At 73.8% G+C, this 24668-nt stretch carries 24 protein-coding genes, 1 pseudogene and 1 riboswitch; of the genes and pseudogenes, 2 read left to right on the top strand and 23 right to left on the bottom strand.

The window, feature by feature from the left end; translation table 11 throughout:
* Positions 1–8: 8 nt before the first annotated feature.
* The 19 genes and pseudogenes from argJ to rpe form a co-directional block, all read right to left on the bottom strand.
* Positions 9–1181, bottom strand: a complete 1173-nt coding sequence (gene argJ, locus CLT75_RS03500; protein WP_123109669.1) for a bifunctional glutamate N-acetyltransferase/amino-acid acetyltransferase ArgJ — start codon at positions 1179–1181, stop codon at positions 9–11.
* On the bottom strand, positions 1178–2179 hold the full coding sequence (gene argC, locus CLT75_RS03495; protein WP_135239450.1) for an N-acetyl-gamma-glutamyl-phosphate reductase: 1002 nt from the start codon (positions 2177–2179) through the stop codon (positions 1178–1180). Before argC ends, argJ begins: the two co-directional genes overlap by 4 nt.
* 153 nt (positions 2180–2332) lie before the next feature.
* The gene (pheT, locus tag CLT75_RS03490) at positions 2333–4882 is read right to left on the bottom strand and encodes a phenylalanine--tRNA ligase subunit beta (RefSeq protein ID WP_135239449.1); all 2550 of its coding nucleotides are present in this window, start codon (positions 4880–4882) and stop codon (positions 2333–2335) included.
* A gap of 26 nt (positions 4883–4908) precedes the next feature.
* Positions 4909–5970, bottom strand: a complete 1062-nt coding sequence (gene pheS / locus CLT75_RS03485) for a phenylalanine--tRNA ligase subunit alpha (protein WP_135239448.1) — start codon at positions 5968–5970, stop codon at positions 4909–4911.
* A 168-nt stretch (positions 5971–6138) separates the two neighbouring features.
* Positions 6139–7023 (bottom strand): TrmH family RNA methyltransferase, encoded by an 885-nt coding sequence (locus CLT75_RS03480; protein ID WP_135239447.1) that lies wholly within the window; start codon positions 7021–7023, stop codon positions 6139–6141.
* A 32-nt stretch (positions 7024–7055) separates the two neighbouring features.
* Positions 7056–7448, bottom strand: coding sequence for a 50S ribosomal protein L20 (rplT, locus tag CLT75_RS03475; protein WP_013285541.1), 393 nt, complete (start codon positions 7446–7448; stop codon positions 7056–7058).
* Positions 7449–7480: 32 nt separating this feature from the next.
* Entirely contained in the window at positions 7481–7675 is a 195-nt protein-coding gene (gene rpmI, locus CLT75_RS03470; protein ID WP_007075851.1) for a 50S ribosomal protein L35, read from the bottom strand.
* 19 nt (positions 7676–7694) lie between these two features.
* Positions 7695–8342: a translation initiation factor IF-3 gene (gene infC, locus CLT75_RS03465; RefSeq protein WP_043324929.1), complete on the bottom strand. Its 648-nt coding sequence runs from the start codon at positions 8340–8342 to the stop codon at positions 7695–7697.
* Positions 8343–8667: 325 nt separating this feature from the next.
* Positions 8668–9141, bottom strand: a complete 474-nt coding sequence (locus CLT75_RS03460; protein ID WP_209310260.1) for a PH domain-containing protein — start codon at positions 9139–9141, stop codon at positions 8668–8670.
* Positions 9138–10100: a DMT family transporter gene (locus CLT75_RS03455; protein WP_135239446.1), complete on the bottom strand. Its 963-nt coding sequence runs from the start codon at positions 10098–10100 to the stop codon at positions 9138–9140. Before CLT75_RS03455 ends, CLT75_RS03460 begins: the two co-directional genes overlap by 4 nt.
* Positions 10097–10942 (bottom strand): ATP phosphoribosyltransferase, encoded by an 846-nt coding sequence (hisG, locus tag CLT75_RS03450; protein WP_120570489.1) that lies wholly within the window; start codon positions 10940–10942, stop codon positions 10097–10099. Before hisG ends, CLT75_RS03455 begins: the two co-directional genes overlap by 4 nt.
* Positions 10943–10985: 43 nt before the next feature.
* Positions 10986–11249 (bottom strand): phosphoribosyl-ATP diphosphatase, encoded by a 264-nt coding sequence (locus CLT75_RS03445; RefSeq protein ID WP_013285536.1) that lies wholly within the window; start codon positions 11247–11249, stop codon positions 10986–10988.
* 44 nt (positions 11250–11293) lie between these two features.
* Positions 11294–11791, bottom strand: coding sequence for a 6,7-dimethyl-8-ribityllumazine synthase (ribH, locus tag CLT75_RS03440; protein WP_135239445.1), 498 nt, complete (start codon positions 11789–11791; stop codon positions 11294–11296).
* Between the two features lie 4 nt (positions 11792–11795).
* On the bottom strand, positions 11796–13061 hold the full coding sequence (locus CLT75_RS03435) for a bifunctional 3,4-dihydroxy-2-butanone-4-phosphate synthase/GTP cyclohydrolase II (RefSeq protein ID WP_135239444.1): 1266 nt from the start codon (positions 13059–13061) through the stop codon (positions 11796–11798).
* Positions 13058–13753 carry a nicotinamide riboside transporter PnuC gene (gene pnuC, locus CLT75_RS03430; RefSeq protein ID WP_135239443.1) on the bottom strand — a complete coding sequence of 232 codons (696 nt, stop codon included), beginning with the start codon at positions 13751–13753 and terminating at the stop codon, positions 13058–13060. Before pnuC ends, CLT75_RS03435 begins: the two co-directional genes overlap by 4 nt.
* Positions 13689–14364: pseudogene (locus CLT75_RS03425) on the bottom strand (riboflavin synthase); the annotation flags it as partial. The gene pnuC and the pseudogene CLT75_RS03425, both read right to left, overlap by 65 nt.
* Position 14365: 1 nt before the next feature.
* On the bottom strand, positions 14366–15427 hold the full coding sequence (ribD, locus tag CLT75_RS03420) for a bifunctional diaminohydroxyphosphoribosylaminopyrimidine deaminase/5-amino-6-(5-phosphoribosylamino)uracil reductase RibD (RefSeq protein WP_135239441.1): 1062 nt from the start codon (positions 15425–15427) through the stop codon (positions 14366–14368).
* Between the two features lie 166 nt (positions 15428–15593).
* Positions 15594–15766, bottom strand: a riboswitch (FMN riboswitch).
* A gap of 73 nt (positions 15767–15839) precedes the next feature.
* On the bottom strand, positions 15840–16796 hold the full coding sequence (locus CLT75_RS03415) for a response regulator (protein ID WP_135239440.1): 957 nt from the start codon (positions 16794–16796) through the stop codon (positions 15840–15842).
* A gap of 1 nt (position 16797) precedes the next feature.
* Positions 16798–17478 carry a ribulose-phosphate 3-epimerase gene (rpe, locus tag CLT75_RS03410; protein WP_013285529.1) on the bottom strand — a complete coding sequence of 227 codons (681 nt, stop codon included), beginning with the start codon at positions 17476–17478 and terminating at the stop codon, positions 16798–16800.
* A 261-nt stretch (positions 17479–17739) separates the two neighbouring features.
* Here rpe and CLT75_RS03405 point away from each other — a divergent pair, with 261 nt between their 5' ends.
* Positions 17740–18630, top strand: coding sequence for a septum formation family protein (locus CLT75_RS03405; protein ID WP_135239439.1), 891 nt, complete (start codon positions 17740–17742; stop codon positions 18628–18630).
* Between the two features lie 77 nt (positions 18631–18707).
* Complete coding sequence (locus CLT75_RS03400; protein ID WP_135239438.1) at positions 18708–19598, top strand: septum formation family protein; 891 nt, start codon at positions 18708–18710, stop codon at positions 19596–19598.
* Positions 19599–19641: 43 nt separating this feature from the next.
* Here the strand turns inward: CLT75_RS03400 and CLT75_RS03395 are convergent, their stop codons facing one another.
* From CLT75_RS03395 to def, 4 genes are all read right to left on the bottom strand, one after another.
* On the bottom strand, positions 19642–21408 hold the full coding sequence (locus tag CLT75_RS03395) for a M28 family peptidase (RefSeq protein WP_135239437.1): 1767 nt from the start codon (positions 21406–21408) through the stop codon (positions 19642–19644).
* A gap of 236 nt (positions 21409–21644) precedes the next feature.
* A complete protein-coding gene (locus CLT75_RS03390; protein WP_135239436.1) occupies positions 21645–23177 on the bottom strand; it encodes a transcription antitermination factor NusB in 1533 nt (510 codons plus the stop codon).
* Positions 23174–24100, bottom strand: coding sequence for a methionyl-tRNA formyltransferase (fmt, locus tag CLT75_RS03385; RefSeq protein WP_047892442.1), 927 nt, complete (start codon positions 24098–24100; stop codon positions 23174–23176). Before fmt ends, CLT75_RS03390 begins: the two co-directional genes overlap by 4 nt.
* Positions 24101–24105: 5 nt before the next feature.
* Positions 24106–24666, bottom strand: coding sequence for a peptide deformylase (gene def / locus CLT75_RS03380; RefSeq protein ID WP_043324943.1), 561 nt, complete (start codon positions 24664–24666; stop codon positions 24106–24108).
* Positions 24667–24668 lie beyond the last annotated feature (2 nt).

Genomic DNA, 24668 nt, shown 5'->3' with positions numbered 1-24668 from the left:
CCTCGCGCTCACGTCGAATAAGCCGAGTTCTCGTGGACGTACGCGTGCGACAGGTCGTTGGTCCAGATGGTGGCCGCGTCGGCACCGGCGTGCAGGTCGATCCGGACCGTGACGCCTCGGCCGGTGAGGTCCACCTTGGCGCGGTCCTCGGCGGCGGCGCCGCCCCGGCACACCCAGATGCCGTTCACCGCGACGTCCACGCCGTCCGGCTCGAACACGGCGGCCGTGGTGCCGACCGCGGCGAGGATCCGGCCCCAGTTCGGGTCGTTGCCGAACAGCGCGGTCTTCACCAGGTTGTTGCGGGCCACCGTGCGGCCCACCTCGACCGCGTCGTCCTCGCTCGCCGCGCCGACCACCTCGATCGCTACCTCCTTGGTCGCGCCCTCGGCGTCGGCCAGGAGCTGCTGGGCCAGGTCGTGGCAGGCGGCGGTGACCGCGGCGGTCAGCTCCGCCTCGGTCGGCTCGATGCCCGAGGCGCCGCTGGCCAGCAGCAGCACCGTGTCGTTGGTGGACATGCAGCCGTCGGAGTCGATCCGGTCGAACGTGATCCGGGTGGCGGCGCGCAGCGCGGCGTCCAGGGCGTCCGGCCCGGCCACCGCGTCGGTGGTGAGCACGCAGAGCATGGTCGCCATGGCCGGGGCGAGCATGCCCGCGCCCTTCGCCATGCCGCCGACGGTCCAGCCCGTACCCTGCGCCACTGTCGTCTTGGGCCGGGTGTCGGTGGTCATGATCGCTTCGGCCGCGGCCGGGCCGCCGTCGCGCGACAGGCCGCGCACCGCCTCGCGTACGCCGGGAAGCAGCTTGTCCATCGGCAGCCGCTCGCCGATCAGGCCGGTCGAGCAGACCGCGACCTCGCCCGCGCCGACGATCAGCCGCGCGTTCGCCGCGGTGATCGCGGCGGCGGTGTGCTCGGCGGTGGCGTGGGTGTCCTGGAAGCCGGCCGGGCCGGTGCAGGCGTTCGCCCCGCCGGAGTTGAGCACCACGGCGCGCACGACGCCGCCGTGCACGACCTGCTGGCTCCACAGCACCGGCGCGGCCTTGACCCGGTTGGCGGTGAACACACCGGCCACGCCGGCGTCCGGGCCGTCGTTGATCACGAGGGCGACGTCGGCGGCGCCGGAGGACTTCAGTCCGGCCGCGACACCTGCGGCGCGGAACCCACGGGGGACGGTGACGCTCACGGGGCCACTCCAAACACGGACAGACCGGTGGTCTCGGGGAGACCCACCATCAGGTTGGCGTTCTGCACGGCCTGACCGGCCGCGCCCTTGCCCAGGTTGTCGATCGCGCTGACCACGATCACCCGCCCCGAGTCGACGTCCACAGTCGCCTGGAGGTGGCCGGAGTTCGACCCGGCGGTGGCCGCGGTGTGCGGCCACGATCCCTCGGGCAGCACGTGCACGAACGGCGCGTCGGCGTATGCGGCGGCCAGCACCGCGCGCGGGTCGGCGTCGCCGGTGGGCACCGCGGTGACGGTGGCCAGGATCCCCCGGGGCATCGGCGCGAGCACCGGGGTGAAGGACAGGCCGGTCGCGCCGGTGGCCTGCTTGATCTCCGGCACGTGCTGGTGCGCGCCCACCTTGTAGGGGGTCAGGTCGCCCATCACCTCGCTGCCGAGCAGGTGGGCCTTGGCGGCCCGGCCCGCGCCGGAGGTGCCGGAGGCGGCGACCACCACCACGTCGTCGGGGCGTACCGTGCCGGCGGCGATCAGCGGCGCGAGCGCCAGCGTGGTCGCCACCGCGTAGCAGCCGGTGCTGGCGACCCGCGTCGCGGCGGCGATCTCGGCCCGCTGCCCGGGCAGTTCGGGCAGCCCGTAGGTCCAGGCGCCGGCGTGCTCGCCGCCGTAGTAGCGGGACCAGGCGCCGGCGTCGCGCAGCCGGTGGTCCGCGCCGAGGTCGACCACCTTGACCGTGTCGGGCAGCGCCGCGGCGAGCGCCGCGGACTGCCCGTGCGGCAGGGCCAGGAAGACCAGGTCCGCGTCGGCGAGGGTCGCCGGTTCGGTCGCGGCGAACACCAGGTCGAGGCCCGCGAGGTGCGGGTGTACGGCGGTGACTGGCTGGCCGGCCTGGCTGTGCGCGGTGGCGGCGATCAGCTCGAACTCGGGGTGACCGGCGAGCAGGCGCAGCAGTTCGCCCCCGGCGTATCCACTCGCCCCGGCCACGGCAACCCGAATGCCCATACCCACCTCCGCATGACTATGCAGAGAAGGTTACCTGCCGGGGCCACACCACCGCAAGGTCATACAGTCGAGTGCATAGGAATGAGGCGGGTCTCTCGCCAGCTGCGGAGTTGCGGCCCGGAACCGGGCCGCAACTCCACGACGGGCAGGGCGTCAGGCGCCGCGCAGCGTGGCGCCGAAGCGCTCGGCGGCGACAGCGACCGCCGCGTCGCGCGCGGCCACCGCCTCCTCGCCCGCGAGGGTCCGGTCCGGGGCACGGAACGTCAGCTTGTACGCCAGCGACTTGCGTCCCTCGCCGAGCTGCTCGGAGGTGTAGACGTCGAACAGGCGGACGTCCTCCAGCAGCGGCCCCGCGCCCTCGACCAGCGCGGCCCGCACCTCGGCGGCCGGCACCGCGTCGTCCACCACCAGCGCCACGTCGATCAGGGCCGGCGGGAACGTGGAGATGGTCGGGCCGGCCGCCAGCGGGGCGGCGGGCAGCGCGTCCAGGTCCAGTTCCATGGCGCTGGTACGCCGGGGCAGCTCCAACGCGGCCAGCACGGCCGGGTGCAGCTCACCGGCGTGGCCGACGACCACGTCGTCCACCACCAGTTCGGCGCAGCGGCCCGGGTGCCAGGGCGCCCGCTCGCCGGCCCGTACCGTCACCCGGTCGGCGGGGATCCCGGCGGCGTCGAGCACCGCCCGGCCCGCCTCGACGGCGTCCGCCCAGCCGGCCGTGCGGCCCGCGCCCCACCAGCCGGCCGGTTCGATCTCGCCGGTGAGCGCCACCGCGACGTGCCGGGGCTGGGCGGGCACCACCGCGTCGGCGGCGGCGAACTCCTCGTCGGTGGGCCGCCGGTCCACGCCCATCGCGGGCGGGGCACCGGCGCCGGGACGCGGGTGGAAGACGGTGCCGATCTCGTAGATCGCCACGTCCCGCTGGCCCCGGCCGACGTTGCGCTTGACGATGCCGAGCAGCGGGCCGAGCAGCGTGGTGCGCAGCAGCGGCTCCTCCTCCGACAGCGGGTTCGCCAGCCGTACCGCGGGGCGGCGCGGGTCGTCGGCGGGCAGGCCGAGCTGGTCGACCAGTTCCGGCGCCACGAACGGCTGCGCCAGCACCTCGACGTAGCCGCGCTCGGCGAGCGAGCGGGCGACCGCCCGGCGGCGCTGCTGCTGCCAGGTCAGGCTCCGGCCGGGCGGCGCGGTGGGCAGCACCGACGGCACCCGGTCGTAGCCGTCGAGACGTACCACCTCCTCCACCAGGTCGGCCGGGTCGGTCAGGTCGGGACGCCAGCTCGGCGGCGTCACGGTCAGCACCTCACCGGCGCTCGATCCGCTCGTGCCGACGGTGCCCGGGTCCTCGGCGAGCCGGTCGGCGCCGCGGGCGACGGTGCAGCCGACCTGCTCCAGCAGCTCCACCACCCGGTCCGGCGAGTAGGTCACGCCGACGCGCCGCGACGGCAGGTCCACCGGCAGCGTCACAGGCGTACGCGGCACGACGTGGTCGATGTCGAGCACCTCTTCGCCCGCGGTGCCGCCGGCGAGGTCGGTGAGCAGCCGGACCGCCTTCTCCAGCGCGACCAGCGGCAGCGCCGGGTCGACGCCCCGCTCCCACCGCTTCGCGGCCTCGCTGAACAGCTTGTGCCGCCGCGCGGTACGGCCGACGGTGGCCGGATCCCAGTGCGCCGCCTCGAACAGCACGTTCGTGGTGGAGGCGAGCACCTCGCTGGTCTCGCCGCCCATCACCGCGGCCAGGGAGATCGGACCGGTCTCGTCGCAGATCACCAGGTCCTCGGCGGACAGCGTGCGGTTCACCCCGTCCAGCGTGGTCAGCTTCTCCCCCGCCTCGGCGCGGCGCACCACGAGCGTCCCGGCGATCCGGTCCGCGTCGAAGGCGTGCATCGGCTGGCCGAGTTCCAGCATCAGGTAGTTGGTGATGTCGACGGCGAGCGAGATGCTGCGCACCCCGGCCACCGTGAGCCGCTGCCGCATCCAGCCGGGCGTCTCCACCGTCGGGTCGACGCCGCGCACCATCCGCGCCGCGAACCGGTCGCAGCCGACAGTGTCGCGGACCTGCACCGGGTAGGCCGGCTCGGCGGTGGCGCCGGGCGCGGGCGCGTCGGCCGGGTCGCGGAACGGCACGCCGAGCGCGTGCGACAGCTCCCGGGCGATGCCGCGCACGCTCAGCGCGTACCCGCGGTCCGGGGTGATCTCCATCTCGACCACGACGTCGTCCAGGCCGACGACGGGCCGGGCGTCGTCACCGGGCTGGGCCTTGACGTCCTCGGGCAGCACGACGATGCCCGAGTGGTCGTCGCCGAGCCCCAGCTCCTGCGCCGAGCAGATCATGCCGTGGGAGTTGCGCCCGTATGTCTTGCGCGCGCCGATCGCGAACCCGCCGGGCAGCACGCCGCCGGGGAGGATCACCACGACCTTGTCGCCCACGGCGAAGTTGCGCGCCCCGCAGACGATCTCCTGCGGCTCACCGGTGCCGTTCGCGGCGCCGACGTCGACCCGGCAGAAGCGGATCGGCTTCTTGAAGCCGGTCAGCTCCTCGATCTCCAGGACCTCGCCGACGACCAGCGGGCCGGTGACCGACTCGCGCAGGTCCACCACGGACTCGACCTCGATGCCGAGGTCGACCAGCGCCTGCTCCAGGTCGCCGGTGGGCAGGTCGGCCGGCAGGTCCACGTACTCCCGCAGCCAACTGACAGAGACTCGCATGACTGTTAAACCACCGTTCCCGTAGCTCAGGCGCCGAACGCGCGGGTGAACCGCACGTCGCCCTCGGCCATGTCCCGCATGTCACTGACGCCGTGCCGGACCATCACGGTCCGGTCGATGCCCATGCCGAACGCGAATCCGGAGTAGACCTCCGGGTCGATGCCGCAGGCGCGCAGCACCCGCGGGTTGACCATGCCGCAGCCGCCCCACTCGACCCACTGCGGACCGTCCCGGTGCTCCGGGAACCAGACGTCGAACTCCGCCGACGGCTCGGTGAACGGGAAGTAGTGCGGCCGCCAGCGCGTCTTCGCGCCCTCGCCGAACATGGCCCGGGCGAAGTGGTCGAGCGTGCCGCGCAGGTGCGCCATGGTGATGCCCTTGTCCACCACCAGGCCCTCGACCTGGTGGAACACCGGCGCGTGGGTGGCGTCCAGCTCGTCGGTGCGGTAGACCCGGCCGGGCACCACCACGTAGATCGGTGGCTTGCGGCTGAGCATGGTACGCGCCTGCACCGGCGACGTGTGCGTGCGCAGAACGAGGCCCGAGCCTTCGGGTGCGATGTGGAACGTGTCCATCAGACCGCGCGCCGGGTGGTCGGCCGGGATGTTCAACGCGTCGAAGTTGGTCCACTCCAGCTCGACCTCGGGGCCCTCGGCCACCTCGTAGCCCATGCCGATGAACAGGTCACTGATCTGCTCCATCAGCACGCTCAGCGGGTGGCGGGCGCCGCGCGGCCGGCGGTCGTACGGCAGGGTCACGTCGACCCGCTCCTCGACCAGCACCCGCGCGGCCCGTTCCCGGTCCAGGATCTCCTGCCGGGCGGCGTACGCGGACTCGATCGTCCGGCGGGCCTCGTTGACCCGCTTGCCGGCGTCGGCCTTCGCGGCCGGCGGCAGCGCGCCGATCTCCCGGCGGGCCAGCGACACCGGGGACCGGTCACCGAGGTGCGCGGGGCGCAGCGCGGTGAGCGCGTCCGGGTCGGTGGCGTCGGCGAACGCCTTCTCGGCGTCGGCCACTGCTGCGGCCAGGGCGTCCGGGTCGAGCAGGGCGACCTGCTTCGGGTCGTACGGATCGTTGCGGTAGCTCATGGTGAACGGGCACTCCCTCACGGCGGCGCCGACCCTCGCGGGTGGCTAGGCGAGTCTACGGACGCGCGGCTTCGCCGCAGCCCGCCGGTGAGGAGTCGTGCAGGGGGAAGGGTCAGGCCCGCCGCCCGCCGACACCGGCGGGCTGGCTAAACGAACGCCGTGGCGCGTTCATGACGAGGCGGACTCCCCTGCTGTCTCTCGCGTGCCCCGGGGGACACGCAGTGCTCTGGCGGAAGAATACAGGCAGACGGCCGCCGCCGCAGCCAGGTTCAGGCTCTCCGCGCGCCCGTGCAGCGGCACCCGGACCCGGGCGTCGGCCGCGCCGGTCAGCTCCTCGGGCAGGCCGTGCGCCTCCGAGCCGAACAGCCACGCGGTGGGGGCGGCCAGCCGTCCGGCGTCGGCGAGGTCGTCCAGGTCGCTGTCGCCGTACCCGGTGGTGGCCAGGATCGTGAGGCCGGCGGCCCGCAGCGCCTCGACGGCGGCGAGCGGGTCGGCGGCGCGCACCACGTCGACGTGGAAGAGGCTGCCGGCGGAGGCCCGCACGCACTTGCCGTTGTAGGGATCGACCGCCTCGCCCGCGAAGACCACAGCGCCCGCGCCCGCCGCGTCGGCGGTGCGCAGCACGGTGCCGGCGTTGCCCGGGTCGCGGATCCCGGCGAGCACCGCTACCAGGCGCGGCCCGCGCGCCACCGCCTGTTCCAGGGGTACGTCGAGGTGCCGGCACACCGCCACCAGTCCCTGCGGCGCGACGGTCTCGGCCAGCGCGGCCAGGGCGTCGTCCGTCACCTCGGAGACGGGCACGTCGGCCCGGGCGGCCGCGGCGGCGAGGTCGGCGTACCTGTCGAGCGCCGGCGGGGTGCCGAACAGCTCGACCACGGTGCCGGTGCGGGCGAGCGCCTCCCGGACCGCCTGCGGTCCCTCGGCCAGGAACCGGCCGGTCTGATCGCGGTCGCGCCGGCGCTGCAGCCGGCGGGCGGCAACGACCCTGGGGGTACGCGGGGTGAACGGTCCGGGAACGGCGTCGAGGCGCCTCCCCTGCGACGGTGACTGCATGGGAGACGCCTCGATCTGCCGTACGGGGTGGGTCAGGCGGCCTGAGCCGCGGCGCCACCGGTGCCCTCGGCCGCCACGGCGGCGCGGGCCAGCTCGACGATCGCCGCGAACGCGGCGGCGTCGTTGACGGCCATGTCGGCCAGGATCTTCCGGTCGACCTCGATGCCGGCCAGGCGCAGGCCCTGGATCAGCCGGTTGTAGGTCAGACCGTTGGCCCGGGCGCCGGCGTTGATCCGCTGGATCCAGAGCTGCCGGAAGTCGCCCTTGCGGTCGCGACGGTCCCGGTAGGAGTACTGCATCGAGTGCAGCACCTGCTCCTTGGCCTTGCGGTACAGCCGGGAGCGCTGACCGCGGTAGCCGCTCGCGGTCTCCAGCAGGGTACGACGCTTCTTCTGGGCGTTCACAGCCCGCTTGACGCGTGCCATCTCAACTCCTTCTTCGGTTCAGGTGGCTCGCGTCAGCGGCCGAGCAGCTTCTTGATGCGCTTGGTGTCGGCCTTGGCCAGCTCGACGGTGCCGGTCAGCCGACGGGTCTGGGTGCTGGGCTTCTTCTCCAGGTTGTGGCGAAGGCCGGCCTGCTGGGCAACGATCTTGCCCTTGCCGGTCACCTTGACCCGCTTGCCCATACCCGTGTGGCTCTTCATCTTCGGCATTGGAACGTCTTCTCCCCTGTTACTGGCCGCTGGTCTCAGCGGTCGTACCGGTCTCGCCGGCTGCTGCGGTGTCGCCGGCCGCCGGGGTCTCGCCGGCCGGAGCGGCCGGTTCCTCCGCCGCCCGGTCGCGCGGTCCACCGCGGGACGCCGTGGCGGCGACCGCGGAGGCCTTGACGGCCCGGTGCGGAGCGAGAACCATGATCATGTTTCGGCCGTCCTGCTTCGGCGCGGCCTCGACGTATCCCAGGTCCGTGATCTCGGACTCGAGCCGGCGCAGGAGCCGGTAACCCAGCTCCGGGCGGCTCTGCTCGCGACCGCGGAACATGATCGTCACCTTGACCTTGTCGCCGGCCTTGAGGAACCGCACCACGTGACCCTTCTTGGTCTCGTAGTCGTGCGGGTCGATCTTCGGCCGGAGCTTCATCTCCTTGATGACGGTCTGCTGCTGGTTACGCCGCGCTTCGCGCGCCTTCAGTGCGCTCTCGTACTTGAACTTGCCGAAGTCCATGAGCTTGCACACCGGCGGGCGCGCCATCGGCGCAACCTCGACCAGGTCCAGGTCGACGTCCGCGGCCAGCTGCAGGGCGCGCTCAAGCGGGACGATGCCCACCTGCTCACCCTCAGGGCCGACCAGTCGGACCTCACGTGCCCGGATCTGCTCGTTCACGCGTGGTTCGACGCTGATGGGGCCTCCTCGAGTCGAGTCTCCTACGGTGCCGACTCCGTGGGCTCCCGGGTGGGAGCCGACCCGGAAAGCAGAAGGCCCCGGCGTATGCCAGGGCCCACTCGACCGGTCGGCACGATCACAGGATCGCGCATCCGGCGTCGGGACGTGCCCGAAACCGGGGACCGGACCCGGCCACCGTGGCGGCGACTCGGGTGGGAGCGGGCGCTCCGCTTCTCGACCGCCCGCGCGTCAGGGACGGGGGCAGTCTGGTCGACTCCGCAACACTACACCCTCGGCCCAGGCCCGCCCAAACCGGGCTCGCTGGTCAGCGGGGTGCCGACTGGCCGGCGGACAGCGCCACCAGGTGCGCCTGGTGCAGGCGGCGCAGCGCGCGGACCGCCTCGACCGCGCTCTCCTTGTCGGCGGCCTGCAACGCGACCATCGGCAGCAGGTCGTCGTCGTGCAGCTCCAGGCTGGCCCACGGTGCGCCCCTGTCGAACCGGACACCGCGGACGACCTCCCACGGCAGCTCGTACGAGCTGAACACGTTGCGCACCCGGACGCCCTTGGCGTCGGCGATCACCCGGGGGCGGGTGAACAGTAAGAAGCCGAGCGCGCCGAAGACACCCAGACCGATCATGGCGAACTGGTCGCCGCGCTGGAACGTGCCGTAGCCGTTGCCGGTGGCGCCGGTCAGCGACGTCGCAACGAGGCTGAACACCACGATCAGCGTGACGGCCGAGGCCCAGCAGACGACCCGGACGCGGCGGGGTCGCACGGTCACCACGGAATCGCTCACCCGACCAGTCTGCCATCCGGTTCGGGCGCGCCTTCGGCCGCCACACGGTCCGCGCCACGTCGGCGCAGGCTGGCGACCACCACGGCGAGCAGCGTGAGGAGGGCGCCGGCCAGCACCGGCAGCCGGACACCGGGGCCGCCGGGCAGCACCAGGTCCAGCAGCAGCGCGCCGCCGAGCTGCCCGGCCACCAGCGCCAGGCCGGTGCGCAGCACCCCGGCGGCGCGTACCCCGACCAGCAGCGAGAGCACGATGCCGACGCCGAGCAGGCCGCCGAGGTAGAGCCACCACTGGGCAGGCCAGCGCGGCTGGCCCGCGAGCGCGCCGGTCAGCGCCGCGACGGCGCCGATCACCACGGTGCTGACCGCGAAGTTGACGGCGAGGCCGGCGGCCGGGCCGACCGAGGCGGCGACCCGGCCGTTGAGCGCGGACTGCCCGGCCACCGCCAGCCCGCCCAGGACGCAGAGCAGCACCAGTCCGACCGCCAGGTCACCGATCGGGCGGCCGAGCTGCGCGAGCGCGACAGCGCCGACGCCGAGCACCGCACCGCCGACCCGGGGCACTGTGAGCGGCATCCGCCCGGTCGCGGCCAGCCCGGCCCGGTCCACCGCCAGGCCGCCGAGGCTGCCGCCGGCCACCTGGGCGATCGTGAACACCGCCACCCCGAGCACCGGCACCACCACCGGGGCGACCAGCACGATCACCGCACCGCCCACCCCGCCCAGGTACGCCCACCACGGCAGCCCGGAGCGGCGCAGCCCGGCCAGCCCGGCGCGCATCGACGGCAGCGCCACGATCCCGGCCAGCACCAGCAGGCAGCCGCCGAGGTTGTTGACCACCGCGCCGAGGACCGGGGCGCCGGTCCGCTCCCCCATCTCGGCGTTCACCGCGCCCTGGGCGGCCGAGGCCACGCCACCGGCGACGACCACGGCCAGCGCGGCCGGGAGCGGCAGCGGCCTCACAGCCGGCAGGCGTGGATGTTGGTGACGAGGATCGCGCGGGCGCCCAGCTCGTACAGCTCGTCCATGATCCGGTGCACGTCGTCGCGGAGCACCATCGCCTGCACCGCGACCCAGCCCTCCCGGTGCAGCGGCGAGACGGTCGGCGACTCGATGCCGGGGGTCAGCGAGCTGGCCCGGTCGAGCAGGCCGGCCGGCACGTCGTAGGCGAGCATCACGTACCGGCGGGCGACCAGCACGCCGTGCAGCCGGCGCTGCAACTGCTCCTGCTGCGCGCCGCCCGTCGCTCCCGCGCGGCGGACCAGCACCGCCGAGGAGCGCAGCAGCGGCTCGCCGAACACCACCAGGCCGGCCTGGCGCAGCGTCGCGCCGGTCTCCACCACGTCGGCGACCACGTCGGCCACGCCGAGACGGATGGCGTTCTCCACCGCGCCGTCCAGGCGGATCACGTCGGCCTTGACGCCCAGCTCGGCCAGGTGCCGCTCGACCAGACCGGGGTACGCGGTGGCGATGCGGTGCCCGCCGAGCTGCTGGACGGAGGCGACGTCGTCGGGCCGGGCGGCGAACCGGAAGGTGGCCCGCCCGAAGTTGAGGTCGACCACCTCCTCGGCCGGCGCGCCGGAGTCGATCAGCAGGTCGCGGCCGGTGATGCCGACGTCCAGGTCACCGGAGCCGACGTAGGTGGCGATGTCCTTGGGACGCAGGTAGAAGAACTCGATGTCGTTGGGTTCGTCCCGGCAGACCAGGTCCTTCGGGTCGGTGCGCTGGCGGTAGCCCGCCTCGCGCAGCATCCCGGCGGCCGACTCGGCCAGGGCGCCCTTGTTGGGTACTGCGACACGCAGCATGGGAGTGCTCCTTCGTTCGATCGGATGATCAGCGGACGGGCACTCACAGATGTCGGTAGACGTCCTTCAGTTCCAGGCCGGTGGCGAGCATCAGCACCTGCGCCTGGTAGAGCAGCTGGGAGATCTCCTCGGCGGCCCGTTCCGGGCCCTCGTGCTCGGCGGCCATCCACGACTCGGCCGCCTCCTCGACGACCTTCTTGCCGATGAAGTGCACGCCCTTGGCGAGCGCCTCGACCGTGCCCGAGCCCGGGGTGCCGGCGGCGGCCTTGGCCTGCAGCTCGGCGAACAACTCCTCGAACGTCTTCACGGAAGGCGATTCTTCCAGCCGCTCCCGGTGACGGGCCGGGTGGGTCAGGCGAAGCCGACCCGGTGGGCGGACTGGGCGTCCAGCGCGCGGACGGCCAGCGCCGCGTCCAGCGCGGCCACCGTCGCCGACCAGCCCTTGTCCTCGGCCGAGCCGGGCAGCCCGGCCCGGTCCCGGGCCTGCTCGATGGTGTCCACCGTGAGCACCCCGTGCGCCACCGGCTTGCCCTCGTCCAGCGCCACCCGGGTCAGCCCCTCGGTGACCGACTTGCAGACGTAGTCGAAGTGTGCCGTCGCGCCGCGTACCACCACGCCGAGCGCGACCACCACGTCGAAGCGGCGGGCCATCGCCTGGGCCACCACCGGCAGCTCCACCGAACCGGCCACCCGGGCCACCACGGCTCGCGCCCCGCAGGCCTGCGCGGCGGCCACCGCCCGCTCGGTCATGTGGTCGGTCAGGTCGCCGTGCCACCGGGCGGCCACCACGCCGACCGTCATCCCGGCGGCGTCCACCGCGGTCACGCCCGGCTCACCGAAACCCGCCATCGCCCTACGCTCCGATCTCGTCACCGGCGACCGGGCGGCCCATCGGCGCCTCGGTCACCTCGTCCAGTCCGTCCAGCAGGTGACCCATCCGGTCCCGCTTGGTGCGCAGGTAGCGCACGTTCTCCGGGTTGGACCGCACGGGCAGCCCCTCCCGGCCGGTCACGGTGAGGCCGTACCCCTCCAGCCCGGCCCGCTTGGCCGGGTTGTTCGTGAGCAGCCGCATCGACCGGACGCCCAGGTCGTAGAGGATCTGCGCGCCGGTGCCGTAGTCGCGGGCGTCGGCCGGCAGGCCCAGGTCGAGGTTCGCGTCCACGGTGTCGCGGCCCTGGTCCTGGAGCTGGTACGCCTGGAGCTTGTGCAGCAGGCCGATGCCCCGGCCCTCGTGCCCGCGCACGTAGAGGACCACGCCGCGCCCCTCCTGGGCGACCCGGGCCAGCGAGGCCTGCAGCTGCGGCCCGCAGTCGCAGCGCAGCGAGCCGAACACGTCGCCGGTGAGGCACTCGGAGTGCACCCGCACCAGCACGTCCCGCCCGTCGCCGAGGTCGCCCATGACCAGCGCGACGTGCTCGGCCGGGTCGTGCTCGGCGCGGTAGCCGAGCGCCCGGAACACGCCGTACGGGGTGGGCATCCGGGCCTCGGCGGCCAGCTCGACCTGCTTCTCGGTACGCCGCCGGTGTGCGATCAGGTCCGCGATGGTGACGAGCGTCAGCCCGTGCTCGGCGCAGAACTTCTCCAGGTCCGGCAGGCGCATCATGGTGCCGTCGTCGTTCACCAGCTCGCAGAGCACCCCGGCCGGGCGCAGCCCGGCCATCCGGGTCAGGTCCACCGCCGCCTCGGTGTGCCCGGGACGGCGCAGCACCCCGCCGGCGCGGGCGCGCAGCGGCACCACGTGCCCGGGCCGGGCCAGGTCGGTCGGGCCGGTGGCGGCGTCGGCGAGCAGCCGGATGGTGTGCGACCGGTCGGCGGCCGAGATGCCGGTGCTGACGCCCTCCCGGGCGTCCACGGTCACCGTGTACGCGGTGCCGCGCCGGTCCTGGTTGGTGTGGTGCATCGGCGGGAGGTCGAGCCGATCGCACTCGTCCTCGGTCAGCGGCACGCAGATGTAGCCGGAGGTGTAGCGGACCATGAACGCGACCAGCTCCGGCGTGGCCAGCTCGGCCGCGAAGATCAGGTCGCCCTCGTTCTCGCGGTCCTCGTCGTCGACCACGACCACCGGACGCCCGGCGGCGATGTCCGCCACCGCCTGCTCGATCGAACCGAACGTGCTCATGCCACGGCCTCCGAGTACGTCGCCGGGATCGGGGCGGGCGCGGTCGCGACGGCCCGGGAGGTGCGCCACCAGCTGTACAGGCCGGCGGCGCAGAACGCGCCGTAGACCAGGTACATGGCGGCCGACGGGTAGAAGCCGCCGCGCAGCAGCAGCGGTACGCCGACCGCGTCGACGGCGATCCAGATCAGCCAGAACTCGACCCAGCCGCGTGCCATGCCGTACGTGGCGAGCAGGCTGCCGACCAGGATCCAGGCGTCCGGCAGCGGCCCCCACGAGCCGAGCGCGGCGAGCACCGGGTACGCCGCGGCGGTGCCGACGGCGGCGGCCACGAGCAGGCCGAGCCGCTCCGGCCAGGTGGCCCAGCGCGGCACCACGGCCGGCTCGTCCCCGCCACCGGCACGCCGGTTGCGCGACCAGCGCCACCAGCCGTACACGCTGACGGCGAAGAAGAAGACCTGCCGGCCGGCCTGGCCGTAGAGGTCGTGCGCCTGCGGGGTGACGAAGACGCCGCCGAGGAACACGGTGAGCAGCAGCGCGTTGCCGATCATGCCGACCGGCCAGGCCCAGACCACGCGGCGCAGCCCGAGCAGCGCCGAGCCGAGCCCGAAGACGTTGCCGACGATCTCCCGGACCAGCACCGGCGAGCCGGCCAGGTGCACCTGGGCGTCGAGCAGCCAGCCGAGCGGGCCCATCACCGGGCACCCCCCGCGCTGCGGTCGCCGAGCAGCCGCTCGACGTACTTGGCCAGCACGTCGACCTCCAGATTGACCGGGTCGCCGATCCGCTTCGTGCCGAGCACGGTGAGTTTCAGCGTGGTGGGGATCAGGCCGACCGAGAACCAGTCGTCGCCCGCCTCGGCGACGGTCAGGGACACGCCGTCGACGGTGATCGAGCCCTTCTCCACCACGTACCGGGCCAGCCCGGCGGGCAGCCGGAACCGGACCGTCTCCCACTGCGCGGCCGGCTCCCGGGCGACGATCTCGCCGACGCCGTCGACGTGGCCCTGCACCAGGTGGCCGCCGAGGCGGCTGTTCAGCGCGGCGGCCCGTTCCAGGTTGACCGGGTCGCCGGGGCGCAGCGCGCCGAGCGCGGTACGGCGCAGCGTCTCGCCCATCACGTCGGCGGTGAACACACCGCCGTCGACGTCGACCACGGTGAGGCAGACGCCGTTGACGGCGATGGAGTCGCCGTGCCGGGCGTCCGAGGTGACGAGCGGGCCGCGGATGGCGACCAGCGCGGAGTCGTCGCCGGTCTCGGTGCTCCGGACGATCTCGCCCAGTTCCTCGACGATGCCGGTGAACATGTCAGCCCTCCCTCTTCCGGGGCAGCGCGGTGATCCGCAGGTCGGGACCGACCCGCGTAACGTCGGTGATCTCCAGATCGATGGCGTCGGCGATGGTGCTCACGCCGGCGTCGAGCAGCGCGGTCGGGCCGGCGCCGAGCAGCTTCGGCGCGACGTACCCGACGATCTTGTCGATCAGGCCGGCGGCGAGGAACGCGCCGGCCAGCGTCGGCCCGCCCTCCAGCAGCGCGGCCCGCACGCCGCGGTGGTGCAGCTCCGCCAGCAGCGCCGCCAGGTCGACCCGGCCGTCCGGCCCGGCGCCGACCTCCGCGGCGGTCGCCACCCAGGTGCGGGCGGCGCCGTCGCGGACCCGGGCGTCGGCCGGGGTACGCCCCGAACTGTCCACCACCACCCGCAGCGGCTGCCGGATGGCGAGGGTGCCGTCGCGCAGGTTGCGGGCGGTCAGGCGGGGGTCGTCGGTGAGCACGGTGCCCACGCCGGCGAGCACCGCGTCGACGGTGCCGCGCAGCGCGTGCACGTCGATCCGGGCCGCCTCGGAGGTGATCCACATGCTGGTGCCGTCGGCCGCGGCGGAACGCCCGTCGAGCGTGGCCGCGTACTTCCAGATCACGTACGGCCAGCCGCGGCGCATCGAGGTGAGCCAGGCGACGTTGCCGGCCTCGGCCTCCTGCGCGCGTACCCCGAGAGCGACCTGGACCCCGGCGGCCCGCAGCGTGGCGGCGCCGCCGGAGGCGACCGGGTTGGGGTCGGGCACGGCGATCACCACGCGGGACACCCCGGCGGCGATCAGGGCGTGGCTGCAGGGGCCGGTGCGGCCGGTGTGGTCGCAGGGTTCCAGGGTGACCACCGCGGTGCCGCCGCGGGCGCGCGTGCCGGCCTGGGCCAGCGCGACGATCTCCGCGTGCGGGCCGCCGGCGTACGCGTGGAAGCCCTCGCCGACGACCTCGCCCTCGGTGTCGAGCAGCACGCAGCCGACCACCGGGTTGGGGCTCGTGGTGCCGAGGCCGCGCGCGGCCAGTTCGATGGCACGGCGCATCGCCTCGTCGACGGAGACGCTCGCCATGGCCGCCTGTCCTCCCGCTCGCCGGTCGCGCGCGGGCGGTTCGGGAGCAGCGGCAGGGATGCCGCGGACACGCGGCGGCGGGAACCCGGGGACGGCGACGCCGACCCCGGGGAGCCCACGCGGCGGCTGAGGGTGCTCAGCGGCCGGCAGGGGCCTCCCCCGTTCCGCGCGCTGTCTCCCATCCGGACTTTCTGGGGGCGGACGAGCCGCACCCCAACCGTCGGCCCCGGATTCTCACCAGGTCCACCGTCCGGCCGAAGCCGTCCGGGTCGCGGGCTTACCACGGTCGGACCGTGGATCACCGCCGGTTCGGAATTTCACCGAGCCCCGCCAGCGCGTGGTGGGTATACGGGAAGTCTTACACGTTCCGCCCGGGTGCGCGCCACAGAGGCGAGCTACCTCACAGGACCGGTCAGGTGACGCCGCGCCGGCGGTCCACCGCCACGTACGAGCCGGGCTGGCTCTTGGCCACCGTCTTCATCTCCGAGGCCACCGCGATCGCCTCCAGCGGGTCGGTGAACCGCTTGCCGGAATCGGACAGCGACACGCCGATGGAGAGCGTCACCAGCGCGGCGCGGCGGATGTTGCCGCGCCGGTCCTTCAGCTCGACGAAGCCGCGTTCCCGGTCGGTGGCGTCGTACAGCGCGTCGGCGGCCTTCTCGAAGTCGACGACGGCCCGGCTGGTCAGCGGCCGGACCTGGCTGGGGGCGCAGACGATGACGAAGTCGTCGCCGCCGACGTGGCCGAGGAACGCCGGCGGAATCCCGATCGACACCACCGCCCGGTGCAGGCTGCGGGCCAGGGCCGAGATGAACTCGTCGCCGCGCACGAAGCCGTACCGGTCGTTGACGCTCTTGAACCGGTCGATGTCGATGTAGCCGACGGCGTAGTCGACGCCGTTGCGGACCCGGTCGCTGATCTCCCGCCGGATCCGGCTGTTGCCGGGCAGCCCGGTCAGCGGCGAGACCTCCCGGAACTCCTTGTTGCGCCGCAGCGTGGAGTTGACCCGGGCCACCAGTTCCAGCGTGTCGAACGGCTTGACCAGGTAATCGTCCGCGCCGACGCTGAGCCCGTTGACCTTGTCCTGGGTCATCCCCTTGGCGGTCAGCATGATCACCGGCAGGGCCGAGGTCATCGGGTCGGCGCGCAGCCGCCGGGTCAGTTCCAGCCCGTCGATGCGCGGCATCATCAGGTCGACCACTGCCAGGTCGGGCCGCTGCCGCTCGATGACCTCCAGCGCCTCCTGGCCGTCGGCGGCGTGCAGCACCTCGAAGCCGTGCAGGCGCAGGTTGAACTCGACGAAGCGGGCGATGTCCTCGTCGTCGTCGACGACGAGGATCACGTCGGGTCGCTCGTCGGCCGGCTCCATCTCAGGCCCCGGTCATCGCGCGTTCCGCCAGGCCCCGCAGGCGGCGCACCGCCTCCGCGGGATCGTCGGCGCCGTAGACGGCGGTGCCCGCGACGAACGCGTCGGCGCCGGCCGCGGCGGCCTGCTCGATGGTGTCCGCGGCAATGCCGCCGTCGACCTCGATGCGCAGCTCCAGGTGCCCGCTGTCGACGTGCCGGCGGGCCGCGCGCACCTTGTCCAGCAGCTGCGGCAGGAAGCGCTGGCCGCCGAAGCCGGCCTTGATCGTCATGATCAGCAGCGTGTCGAAGCTCGGCAGCAGTTCCAGGTACGGCTCGATCGGGGTGTCCCGGTCGATCGCCAGCCCGGCCTTCGCCCCGGCCGAGCGCAGGTCCTTCGCCAGCGCCACCGGGTCGTCGCACGCCTCGGCGTGGAACGTGACGTTGTACGCCCCGGCGTCGGCGTACCCGGGCGCCCAGCGGCGCGGGTCGGTGATCATCAGGTGCACGTCGAACGGGATCCCGGTGACGGCGCGCAGGCTCTGCACCACCGGCAGCCCGATGGTCAGGTTGGGTACGAAGTGGTTGTCCATGACGTCGACGTGCAGCCAGTCGGCGGCGGGCTCCACGGCACGGACCTCGTCGGCGAGGCGGGCGAAATCGGCGGCCAGGATGCTGGGCGCGACGATCGGCGGCGGTACGGTCACGGGGCCAGTGTACGAACGCGGTGATCCGGAGGTAGCGGCACGGCTCCCGGAGCGACCAGCGGTGATCCTTCCGTCACCCGTGGTGCACGATCCGGCCGTCCGGAGAGAAAATCGGCACGAATAGTCGCCGGTGACTGGCCGATCGATTGAAAGATGACGAAACTCCTACAGGGACGGTCACGTATGCTGCACGCCCGGGCGCGGGGGACGCCGGTCGGGCCTATGACGACCGGCTGTCATCTCTCCCGGAAGGGGCGGACGATGCGACGGTGGCTCCACGTGCTCGCGCTGGCCGGCGCCGCGACTGCGGTGCTCGCGGGTTGCGCTCAGGTGCATCGGGCCGACGGCGACCTGATCGACGACTGGGCGGCGCTGCCGGTGCCGCAGCTGTTCGTCCCGGCGACCGAGGCCTGCCTGCCCCGGCTGAGCACCGTGGTGGCCGCCGCCACCTACGAGACGGTCAACTGCGCGGGCAGCCACCTGGCCGAGACCGTGCACGTCGGCCGGTTCACCGGGCCGGCGGCGGCGCAGGGCGTACGCCCGGAACCCGGCTCACCGGCGCTGCGGACCGCGCGCGCCGAGTGCGACCAGCGGGCCCGGGAGATGATCGGCGGGGACTGGCGGGCCGCCCGGCTGACACTGAACATCGCGCTGCCCACCGTCACCGCCTGGACGTCCGGCGCCCGCTGGTTCCGCTGCGACCTGGCCGAGACCGACAGCATCGACAACACCCGCCCGGTCAACCGGGTCGGCAGCCTGCGCGGCGCGCTCGTCGGCGACAACCCGCTGGTGCACAGGTGCTTCGACCCGAAGCTGATCGGCCAGAACCTCAACTACATGGCCCCGGTGCTGTGCACCGAACCGCACCGGGCGGAGTTCGTCGGCGTGTACGAGGAACGCGACATGAGCTGGGCGGAGTTCACCAAGGGCGCGCCCGCCACGCACCGGCGCTGCATGACGCTCATCGCCGCGTTCGCCGAGGTGCCGGACAACGCCGAACTGCCGTACCGGGCCGGATCCATCTTCTACCCGCCGTCACAGCGGGAGTGGGAGGAGGGCGACCGGGGCGTGCGCTGTTTCCTGTGGAGTGACGACCGCAAGCTGAACCGATCGGTGCGCGGCGCCGGCCCCGAGGGACTCCCGGTCACCTGATCGGCTGCCGTATGCTCCACCGCCGAGGCGTACCGGGTGACCGGACGGCGCCGGATGCGCGGGGGAGGTCGGTCGGGATGCGGCGATGGCGGGTGGCGGTCACCGTGGGCGCGGCGCTGGCGCTGGCGCTCGGCGGCTGCGCCGCGCCGGCCGGAGTGGACCGGGACCTGGTCGACGACTGGCCCGCGTTCGCCGCGCCGGTCGGGTTCGTGCCGCAGTCCGGCGCCTGTCATCCCACCGTCGCCGACGTCGGCTACCTCAGCGGCTACCAGCCGGTCGACTGCGCCACCCCGCACCGCACCGAGACGCTGCACGTGGGCACGATGACCGGCGCGGAGGCGGAGCGTTCCGCGCCGCCGCGTACCGGGTCGGCGGGGATGCGTGCCGCGCACGCCGACTGCGCCCGCCAGGTCACCCGCGCCGTCGGCGCGGACTGGCGCTCCGGGCGGCTGCGCCTGGCGGTGGTCTTCCCGTCGGCGCTCGCGTGGTCCGGCGGGGCCCGCTGGTACCGCTGCGACGTCGCCGAGATCAGCGATCTGGACGAGGGTGCGGTGTCCCAGCGCACCGGCAGCCTGCGGGGGGCGTTGAAGCCCGGCTCGAAGCTCGCGCTCGGCTGCTTCAACCCGAAGCTGAGCAAGGACGAGGTGCAGTCGATGCGGCCGGTGGCGTGCACCAGCAAGCACCACGCCGAGTTCGTCGGCGTCTACCAGGCGCCGGACATCAGCTACGCGGAGTTCGACCGCACGCCGCTGCGCGCGCACAAGGCCTGCCGCGGCCTGATCGCCAAGTACGCCGGGCTGCCCAACGACGGCAACATGCAGTACCGGGCCGGCACCATCATCTACCACCCGTACGAGGAGCAGTGGCGCGACGGCGACCGGGGCGTGCAGTGCTTCCTGTGGGTCTCCGGACGGGCGCTGACCCGCTCGGTCAAGGGCGCGGGCGCCAAGGCGCTGCCGATCAACTGAGAACCGGGCGGGGCGGGCCGGCGCCCACCCCGCCCGGTACCGCTCAGCCGACCTGCAGCGTCACGTCGTCCACGACGAAGCTGGTCCGCAGCGAGGAGTCCTCGACCCCGGTCCACTTCAGCGTGACCGTCTGGCCGGCGTACGCGGCCAGGTTGAAGGTGCGCTGGGTGTAGCCGGTGGCCTTGTTCAGGTTCGAGTACGTGGCCAGCGTGGTCGAACCGACCTGCACGGTGAGCTTGTCGTACGCGGTCGAGGTGGTCGTCTCGGCCGAGTCGATGTGCAGCCAGAACGAGAACGTGTAGCTGCTGCACCCGGACGGCAGCGTGACCGACTGGGACAGCGTGTCGGTACGCGAGGAGCCGTACCCGTTCATCCACGCCTTGTACGACCCGGTGCGGGCCGCCTGGCTGGAGCTGTTGGTGATCACGCCCGAGCTGGCCGTCCACGGCGTGGTGCCGGACTCGAAGCTGCTGTTGCCGATGAGCTGCCCGCCGGTGCAGCCGCCGCTGCCGCCGGTCACGGTGATCGTGTAGCTGGCGGTGCGGGTGGCCGAGCCGGTGCCGGTCACGGTGAGCGTGAACGTGCCGGTGGTGGCCGTCGACGAGGCGGTGACGGTCATGGTGGCCGAGCCGCCCGAGGTGACCGAGGACGGGCTGAAGCTCACCGAGACGCCGCTCGGGGCGCCGCTGGCGGACAGCGCCACGGTCTGCGCGCTGCCGGCGGTGGTGGCGGTGCTGACCGTGGCGGTGGTGGAGCCGCCCCGGGCGACGCTGCCGGAGGTGGGGCTCACCGAGACGGAGAAGTCGTTGGAGGGCGTGCCGCCGCCGACCGCGAGCTGCCAGATCGCGTACGCGACGCCGTCCGCGGCCCGGTTGAGGATGGTCGTGTTGATGTTGCTGATGTTGTCGCAGGAGCGGTGGTAGCACCCGTCGTACGCCGCGCCCGCGGTGCCGCCCCACTTGCTGGCCTGCGCCGAGGTCTTGGTGTAGCTGGCGCCCGCCGCGTAGCCGGAGGTCTGGATGCCGGCGTTGGCGAACGAGTAGTCGTCGGAGCGGCCCTGGCCCTCGGTGTTCTCCTCCGGCGAGATGCCGAACGAGTCCCAGTACGCCTTCAGCGGCGCGGCCGTGGCGGAGGTGATCCGGTTGATGAAGTAGCCGCCGTTGGGCGAGCCCACCATGTCGAAGTTGTAGTAGCCCTTGATGTAGCCCCGCTGGGTGGAGCTGAGCTGGTTGACGTAGTGCTTGGAGCCCTGCAGGCCCTGCTCCTCGCCGTTCCACCAGGCGAACCGGACCCGCTTGGTCATGGTCGGGTTCTGCGCGGCCAGCACCAGCGCGTTCTCCAGCAGCACCGACGAGCCGGAGGCGTTGTCGTTGATGCCCGGGCCGGCGGCGACGCCGTCCAGGTGGGCGCCGAACATGACGACCTGGTCGGACGGGCCCTGCGGCCACTCGGCGATCAGGTTGTTGCCCGGGTAGGTGCAGGTGGAGCAGTTCTGCTCGGTGACCGTGTAGCCGGCGGCCTGCAGCTTGCCCTTGACGTAGTTGACCGACGCCGTGTAGCCGGCCGAGCCGGAGCGCCGGTTGCCGCCGTTGCTGGTGGCGATGGAGTTGAACTGGGTGAGGTGGGCCTGGATGTTGCTCAGGGAGACGTCCGGCGCGGCGAGTGCGGCGACGGCCGGGGCGGGGGCGGCGGCCGGGGCGGGCGCGGCGGCCGGGGCGGGCGCGGCGGAGGCGGTGCCGGCCAGGCTCGCCGTCGTCAGGGTGGCGACGAGGGCGAGCGCGAGGCTCGTGGTCGGCGTTCTGCGTCTCATGGAGACTCCTCGTGGGGGTTCGGCGGGCGGGGGTGCCGGGACCGGTGGTCGAAACAGTTACATGCATCGATCAAACAGTCAACGGGCTGTCACATCCCACCGGCCCCCTCCCCCCACCGGGATGCCGCACACGCTCCATCCCTCCCCATTTCTCCCATGACGATCAAGGAGTTCGTGTCCGGGGCACGGCGGCCCGGGGACACGAACTCCTTGATCGACTGCGAGGGGGAGGTGGGTCAGACCCGGCGGAGGACCGCCAGGAACATGGCATCGGTGCCGTGGCGGTGCGGCCACAGCTGCACGGTGGGGCCGTCACCCAGGCCCGGCATCCCGGCCGGCAGCAGCGGCCGCGCGTCGACGAAGTCGACACCGAAACCGCACCGCCGGGCCGCCTCGGTCACCGTCACGTGCGTCTCCACCACGTGCGGCGAGCACGTCACGTACGCGACCAGGCCACCCGGCCGGGCCGCCCGCAGCCCGGCGGTGAGCAGTTCCCGCTGCAACCGGGTCAGCGGCGGCAGGTCCGACGGCTGACGGCGCCACCGCGACTCCGGACGGCGGCGCAGCGCGCCCAGCCCGGTGCACGGCGCGTCCACGAGCACCCGGTCGAAGTGCTCCTCCGGCAGCTTCGGATCGCTGCCCACGCTGCGCCCGTCGGTGTGCAGCACCGTCACCGGCAGCCCACGGGTCGCCTGCTCCACCAGTCGTGCCCGGTGCTCGGCCACCTCGACCGCCGTGAGCCGCGCGCCACGGATCGCGGCGAGCGCGCCGAGCAGGCCGGACTTGCCGCCCGGCCCGGCGCACAGGTCCAGCCAGCGGCCGTCCGGGCCGTCCAGCGGCGCCGCCGTCAGCGCGTCCGCCACCAGCTGGGAACCCTCGTCCTGCACGTGCGCGCGGCCGTCGGCCACCGCCGCCAGGTCACCCGGCGCCCCGCCGGGCAGGTAGACCGCGTACGGCGAGAACGCGCCGGGCGCGCCGCCCACCTCGTCGGCCAGCGCCACCGGATCGGCCAGGCCCGGCCGGGCGCACAGGTGCACCGGCGGGCGCTCGTTGTCCTCGATGAGCAGCCGGGTCGTCTCGCCCATGTCGCCGCCGAGCGCCTCGGCGAACGACCGCACGATCCACTGCGGATGGCTGTACGCGAGCGCGAGGTGCCCGATCGGGTCGGTCTCCTGCGCCGGGGCGAGCTTCGCCACCCAGGCGTCGGCGTCCCGGCTGGTGATCTCCCGCAGCACCGCGTTGGCGAACCCGGTGGCGCCCGGCCCCACCGATCGGACCAGGTCCACGGTGGAGGACACCGCGGCGTGCGCGGGCACCCGGGTGTGCAGGATCTGGTACGCCCCGAGCCGCAGCGCGTCGCGCACCGGCGGATCGATGCGCTGCACGTCCCGCCCGGCCGCGTCGGTGACGATCGCGTCGAGCGTGCCGGTGTGCCGCAGCGTGCCGTAGGTCAGCTCGGTGGCGAACGCGGCGTCCCGGCCGGTCAGCCCGGCCTCGCGCAGCATCGCCGGGAGCACCAGGTTGGCGTACGCGTCGTCGCGGTGCACCGCCGCGATCGCCTCGTACGCGATCTGCCGGGGCAGGTCGACTGCCGGACGGACCGGACGCCCGCCGCGCCGATCCCCACCGAACCGGTCGCCACCACGCCGGTCGCCACCACGCCGGTCACCGCCGGGCCGGTCACCGCCGGGCCGGTCGCCGTGCTCACGCGCGTACCCCCGGGGACGCTCGCCCTCGACGGGCCGGTCCGCGCGCGACGGCCCCGTCACGCGAACACCTCGCCGGCGGTGACCCGGGCGCCGCGCGCCCAGTCGCCGGCGGGCATGGCCTTCTTGCCGGCGGCGCGCACCTCGCCGAGGCGCACCGGCGTGGTGGCGGTGCCGACGAGCACACCGGACTTCTCCACGTGCAGCTCCCCCGGCTTCAGCTCCGGGCCGTCGGGCAGCGGGGTGACCGGGCCGAGCTTGACCCGGTCGTCGCGGAACGTGGTCCACGGACCGGGCGCGGGCGTGCAGGCGCGGATGCGCCGGTCCACCGCGAACGCGGGGTCGCCCCAGCGGACCCGGGCGTCCTCCACCGTCAGCTTCGGGGCGAGCGAGACGCCGTCGGCCGGCTGCGGCACGGCCCGGGCGGTGCCGGCGCCGATCGCGTCGAGCACGGCGACAAGCAGCCCGGCGCCGGAGTGCGCGAGCCGTTCCAGCAGGTCACCGGAGGTGTCGGCGGGCCGGATCTCGTCGGTGACGGTGCCGTAGACAGGGCCGGTGTCCAGCCCCTCCTCCAGCTCGAAGACGCTGGCCCCGGTCAGTTCGTCGCCGTGCAGCACGGCGTGCTGCACCGGCGCGGCGCCGCGCCAGGCGGGCAGCAGCGAGAAGTGCAGGTTGATCCAGCCGTGCCGGGGGATCTCCAGCGCCACCGGCGGCACCAGCGCGCCGTAGGCGACCACCGGTACGCAGTCCGGCGCCAGCTCGCGCAGCCGGTCGAGGAACTCCGGCTCGCGCGGACGGGCCGGGGTGAGCACCTCGACGCCGTGCGCGTCGGCCCACGCGCCGACCGGCGAGCGGACCAGTCCCCGGCCCCGCCCGGCCGGGGCGTCGGGGCGGGTGACCACGGCGAGCAGCTCGTGCCCGGAGGCGGCGATCGCGTCCAGGGCGGGTACGGCGACGGCCGGCGTGCCGGCGAAGACCAGGCGCATCCGGGTCACCGCCCCAGGCCGAACGGGTTGCCGGCGGCGTGCGGGCTGAGCTTGACCGTCGGCGGCGCGGCCTGGTCGTACCACTCGGCCTGGCGGATCGCCTTCATGGCCTCCTTGCGGCCGGCCGGGTCGAGCCGGTCGACGAAGAGGACGCCGTCGAGGTGGTCGGTCTCGTGCTGCACGCAGCGGGCCATCAAGCCGGTGCCGACGATCTGCAGCGGGTCGCCGTAGCCGTTGAAGCCCTTGGCGATCACGTTCTGCCGGCGCTTGGTGTCGAAGTAGAGCCCGGGGATGGACAGGCAGCCCTCCGGGCCGTCCTGCTCCTCCTCGTCGGGGAACTCCAGCACCGGGTTGACCAGGTGGCCGAGGACGTCGTCGACGTCGAAGGTGAACACCCGCAGGCCCACCCCGAGCTGCGGCGCGGCCAGGCCGGCGCCGCTCTGCTCGCGCATCGTGTCGGTCAGGTCGGCGATCAGCTTGCGCAGCTCGGCGTCGAAGTCGACGACCGGGTCGGCCGGCGTGCGCAGCACCGGATCGCCGAACAGACGGATGGGCTGGACGGTCACTC

This window comes from Micromonospora sp. CNZ285 (assembly GCF_004637285.1).
Note: the sequence above shows the minus strand (reverse complement) of the source record. Positions and strands in the feature narration are given on the sequence as shown.

Excerpts from the sequence above, each read along its gene's own strand:
- argC (WP_135239450.1), bottom strand. The coding sequence starts at position 2,179 with ATGGGCATTCGGGTTGCCGTGGCCGGGGCGAGTGGATACGCCGGGGGC.
- pheT (WP_135239449.1), bottom strand. The coding sequence starts at position 4,882 with ATGCGAGTCTCTGTCAGTTGGCTGCGGGAGTACGTGGACCTGCCGGCC.
- pheS (WP_135239448.1), bottom strand. The coding sequence starts at position 5,970 with ATGAGCTACCGCAACGATCCGTACGACCCGAAGCAGGTCGCCCTGCTC.
- CLT75_RS03480 (WP_135239447.1), bottom strand. The coding sequence starts at position 7,023 with ATGCAGTCACCGTCGCAGGGGAGGCGCCTCGACGCCGTTCCCGGACCG.
- rplT (WP_013285541.1), bottom strand. The coding sequence starts at position 7,448 with ATGGCACGCGTCAAGCGGGCTGTGAACGCCCAGAAGAAGCGTCGTACC.
- rpmI (WP_007075851.1), bottom strand. The coding sequence starts at position 7,675 with ATGCCGAAGATGAAGAGCCACACGGGTATGGGCAAGCGGGTCAAGGTG.
- hisG (WP_120570489.1), bottom strand. The coding sequence starts at position 10,942 with ATGCTGCGTGTCGCAGTACCCAACAAGGGCGCCCTGGCCGAGTCGGCC.
- ribH (WP_135239445.1), bottom strand. The coding sequence starts at position 11,791 with ATGGCGGGTTTCGGTGAGCCGGGCGTGACCGCGGTGGACGCCGCCGGG.
- CLT75_RS03435 (WP_135239444.1), bottom strand. The coding sequence starts at position 13,061 with ATGAGCACGTTCGGTTCGATCGAGCAGGCGGTGGCGGACATCGCCGCC.
- pnuC (WP_135239443.1), bottom strand. The coding sequence starts at position 13,753 with ATGGGCCCGCTCGGCTGGCTGCTCGACGCCCAGGTGCACCTGGCCGGC.
- ribD (WP_135239441.1), bottom strand. The coding sequence starts at position 15,427 with ATGGCGAGCGTCTCCGTCGACGAGGCGATGCGCCGTGCCATCGAACTG.
- CLT75_RS03415 (WP_135239440.1), bottom strand. The coding sequence starts at position 16,796 with ATGGAGCCGGCCGACGAGCGACCCGACGTGATCCTCGTCGTCGACGAC.
- CLT75_RS03405 (WP_135239439.1), top strand. The coding sequence starts at position 17,740 with ATGCGACGGTGGCTCCACGTGCTCGCGCTGGCCGGCGCCGCGACTGCG.
- CLT75_RS03400 (WP_135239438.1), top strand. The coding sequence starts at position 18,708 with ATGCGGCGATGGCGGGTGGCGGTCACCGTGGGCGCGGCGCTGGCGCTG.
- CLT75_RS03395 (WP_135239437.1), bottom strand. The coding sequence starts at position 21,408 with ATGAGACGCAGAACGCCGACCACGAGCCTCGCGCTCGCCCTCGTCGCC.
- fmt (WP_047892442.1), bottom strand. The coding sequence starts at position 24,100 with ATGCGCCTGGTCTTCGCCGGCACGCCGGCCGTCGCCGTACCCGCCCTG.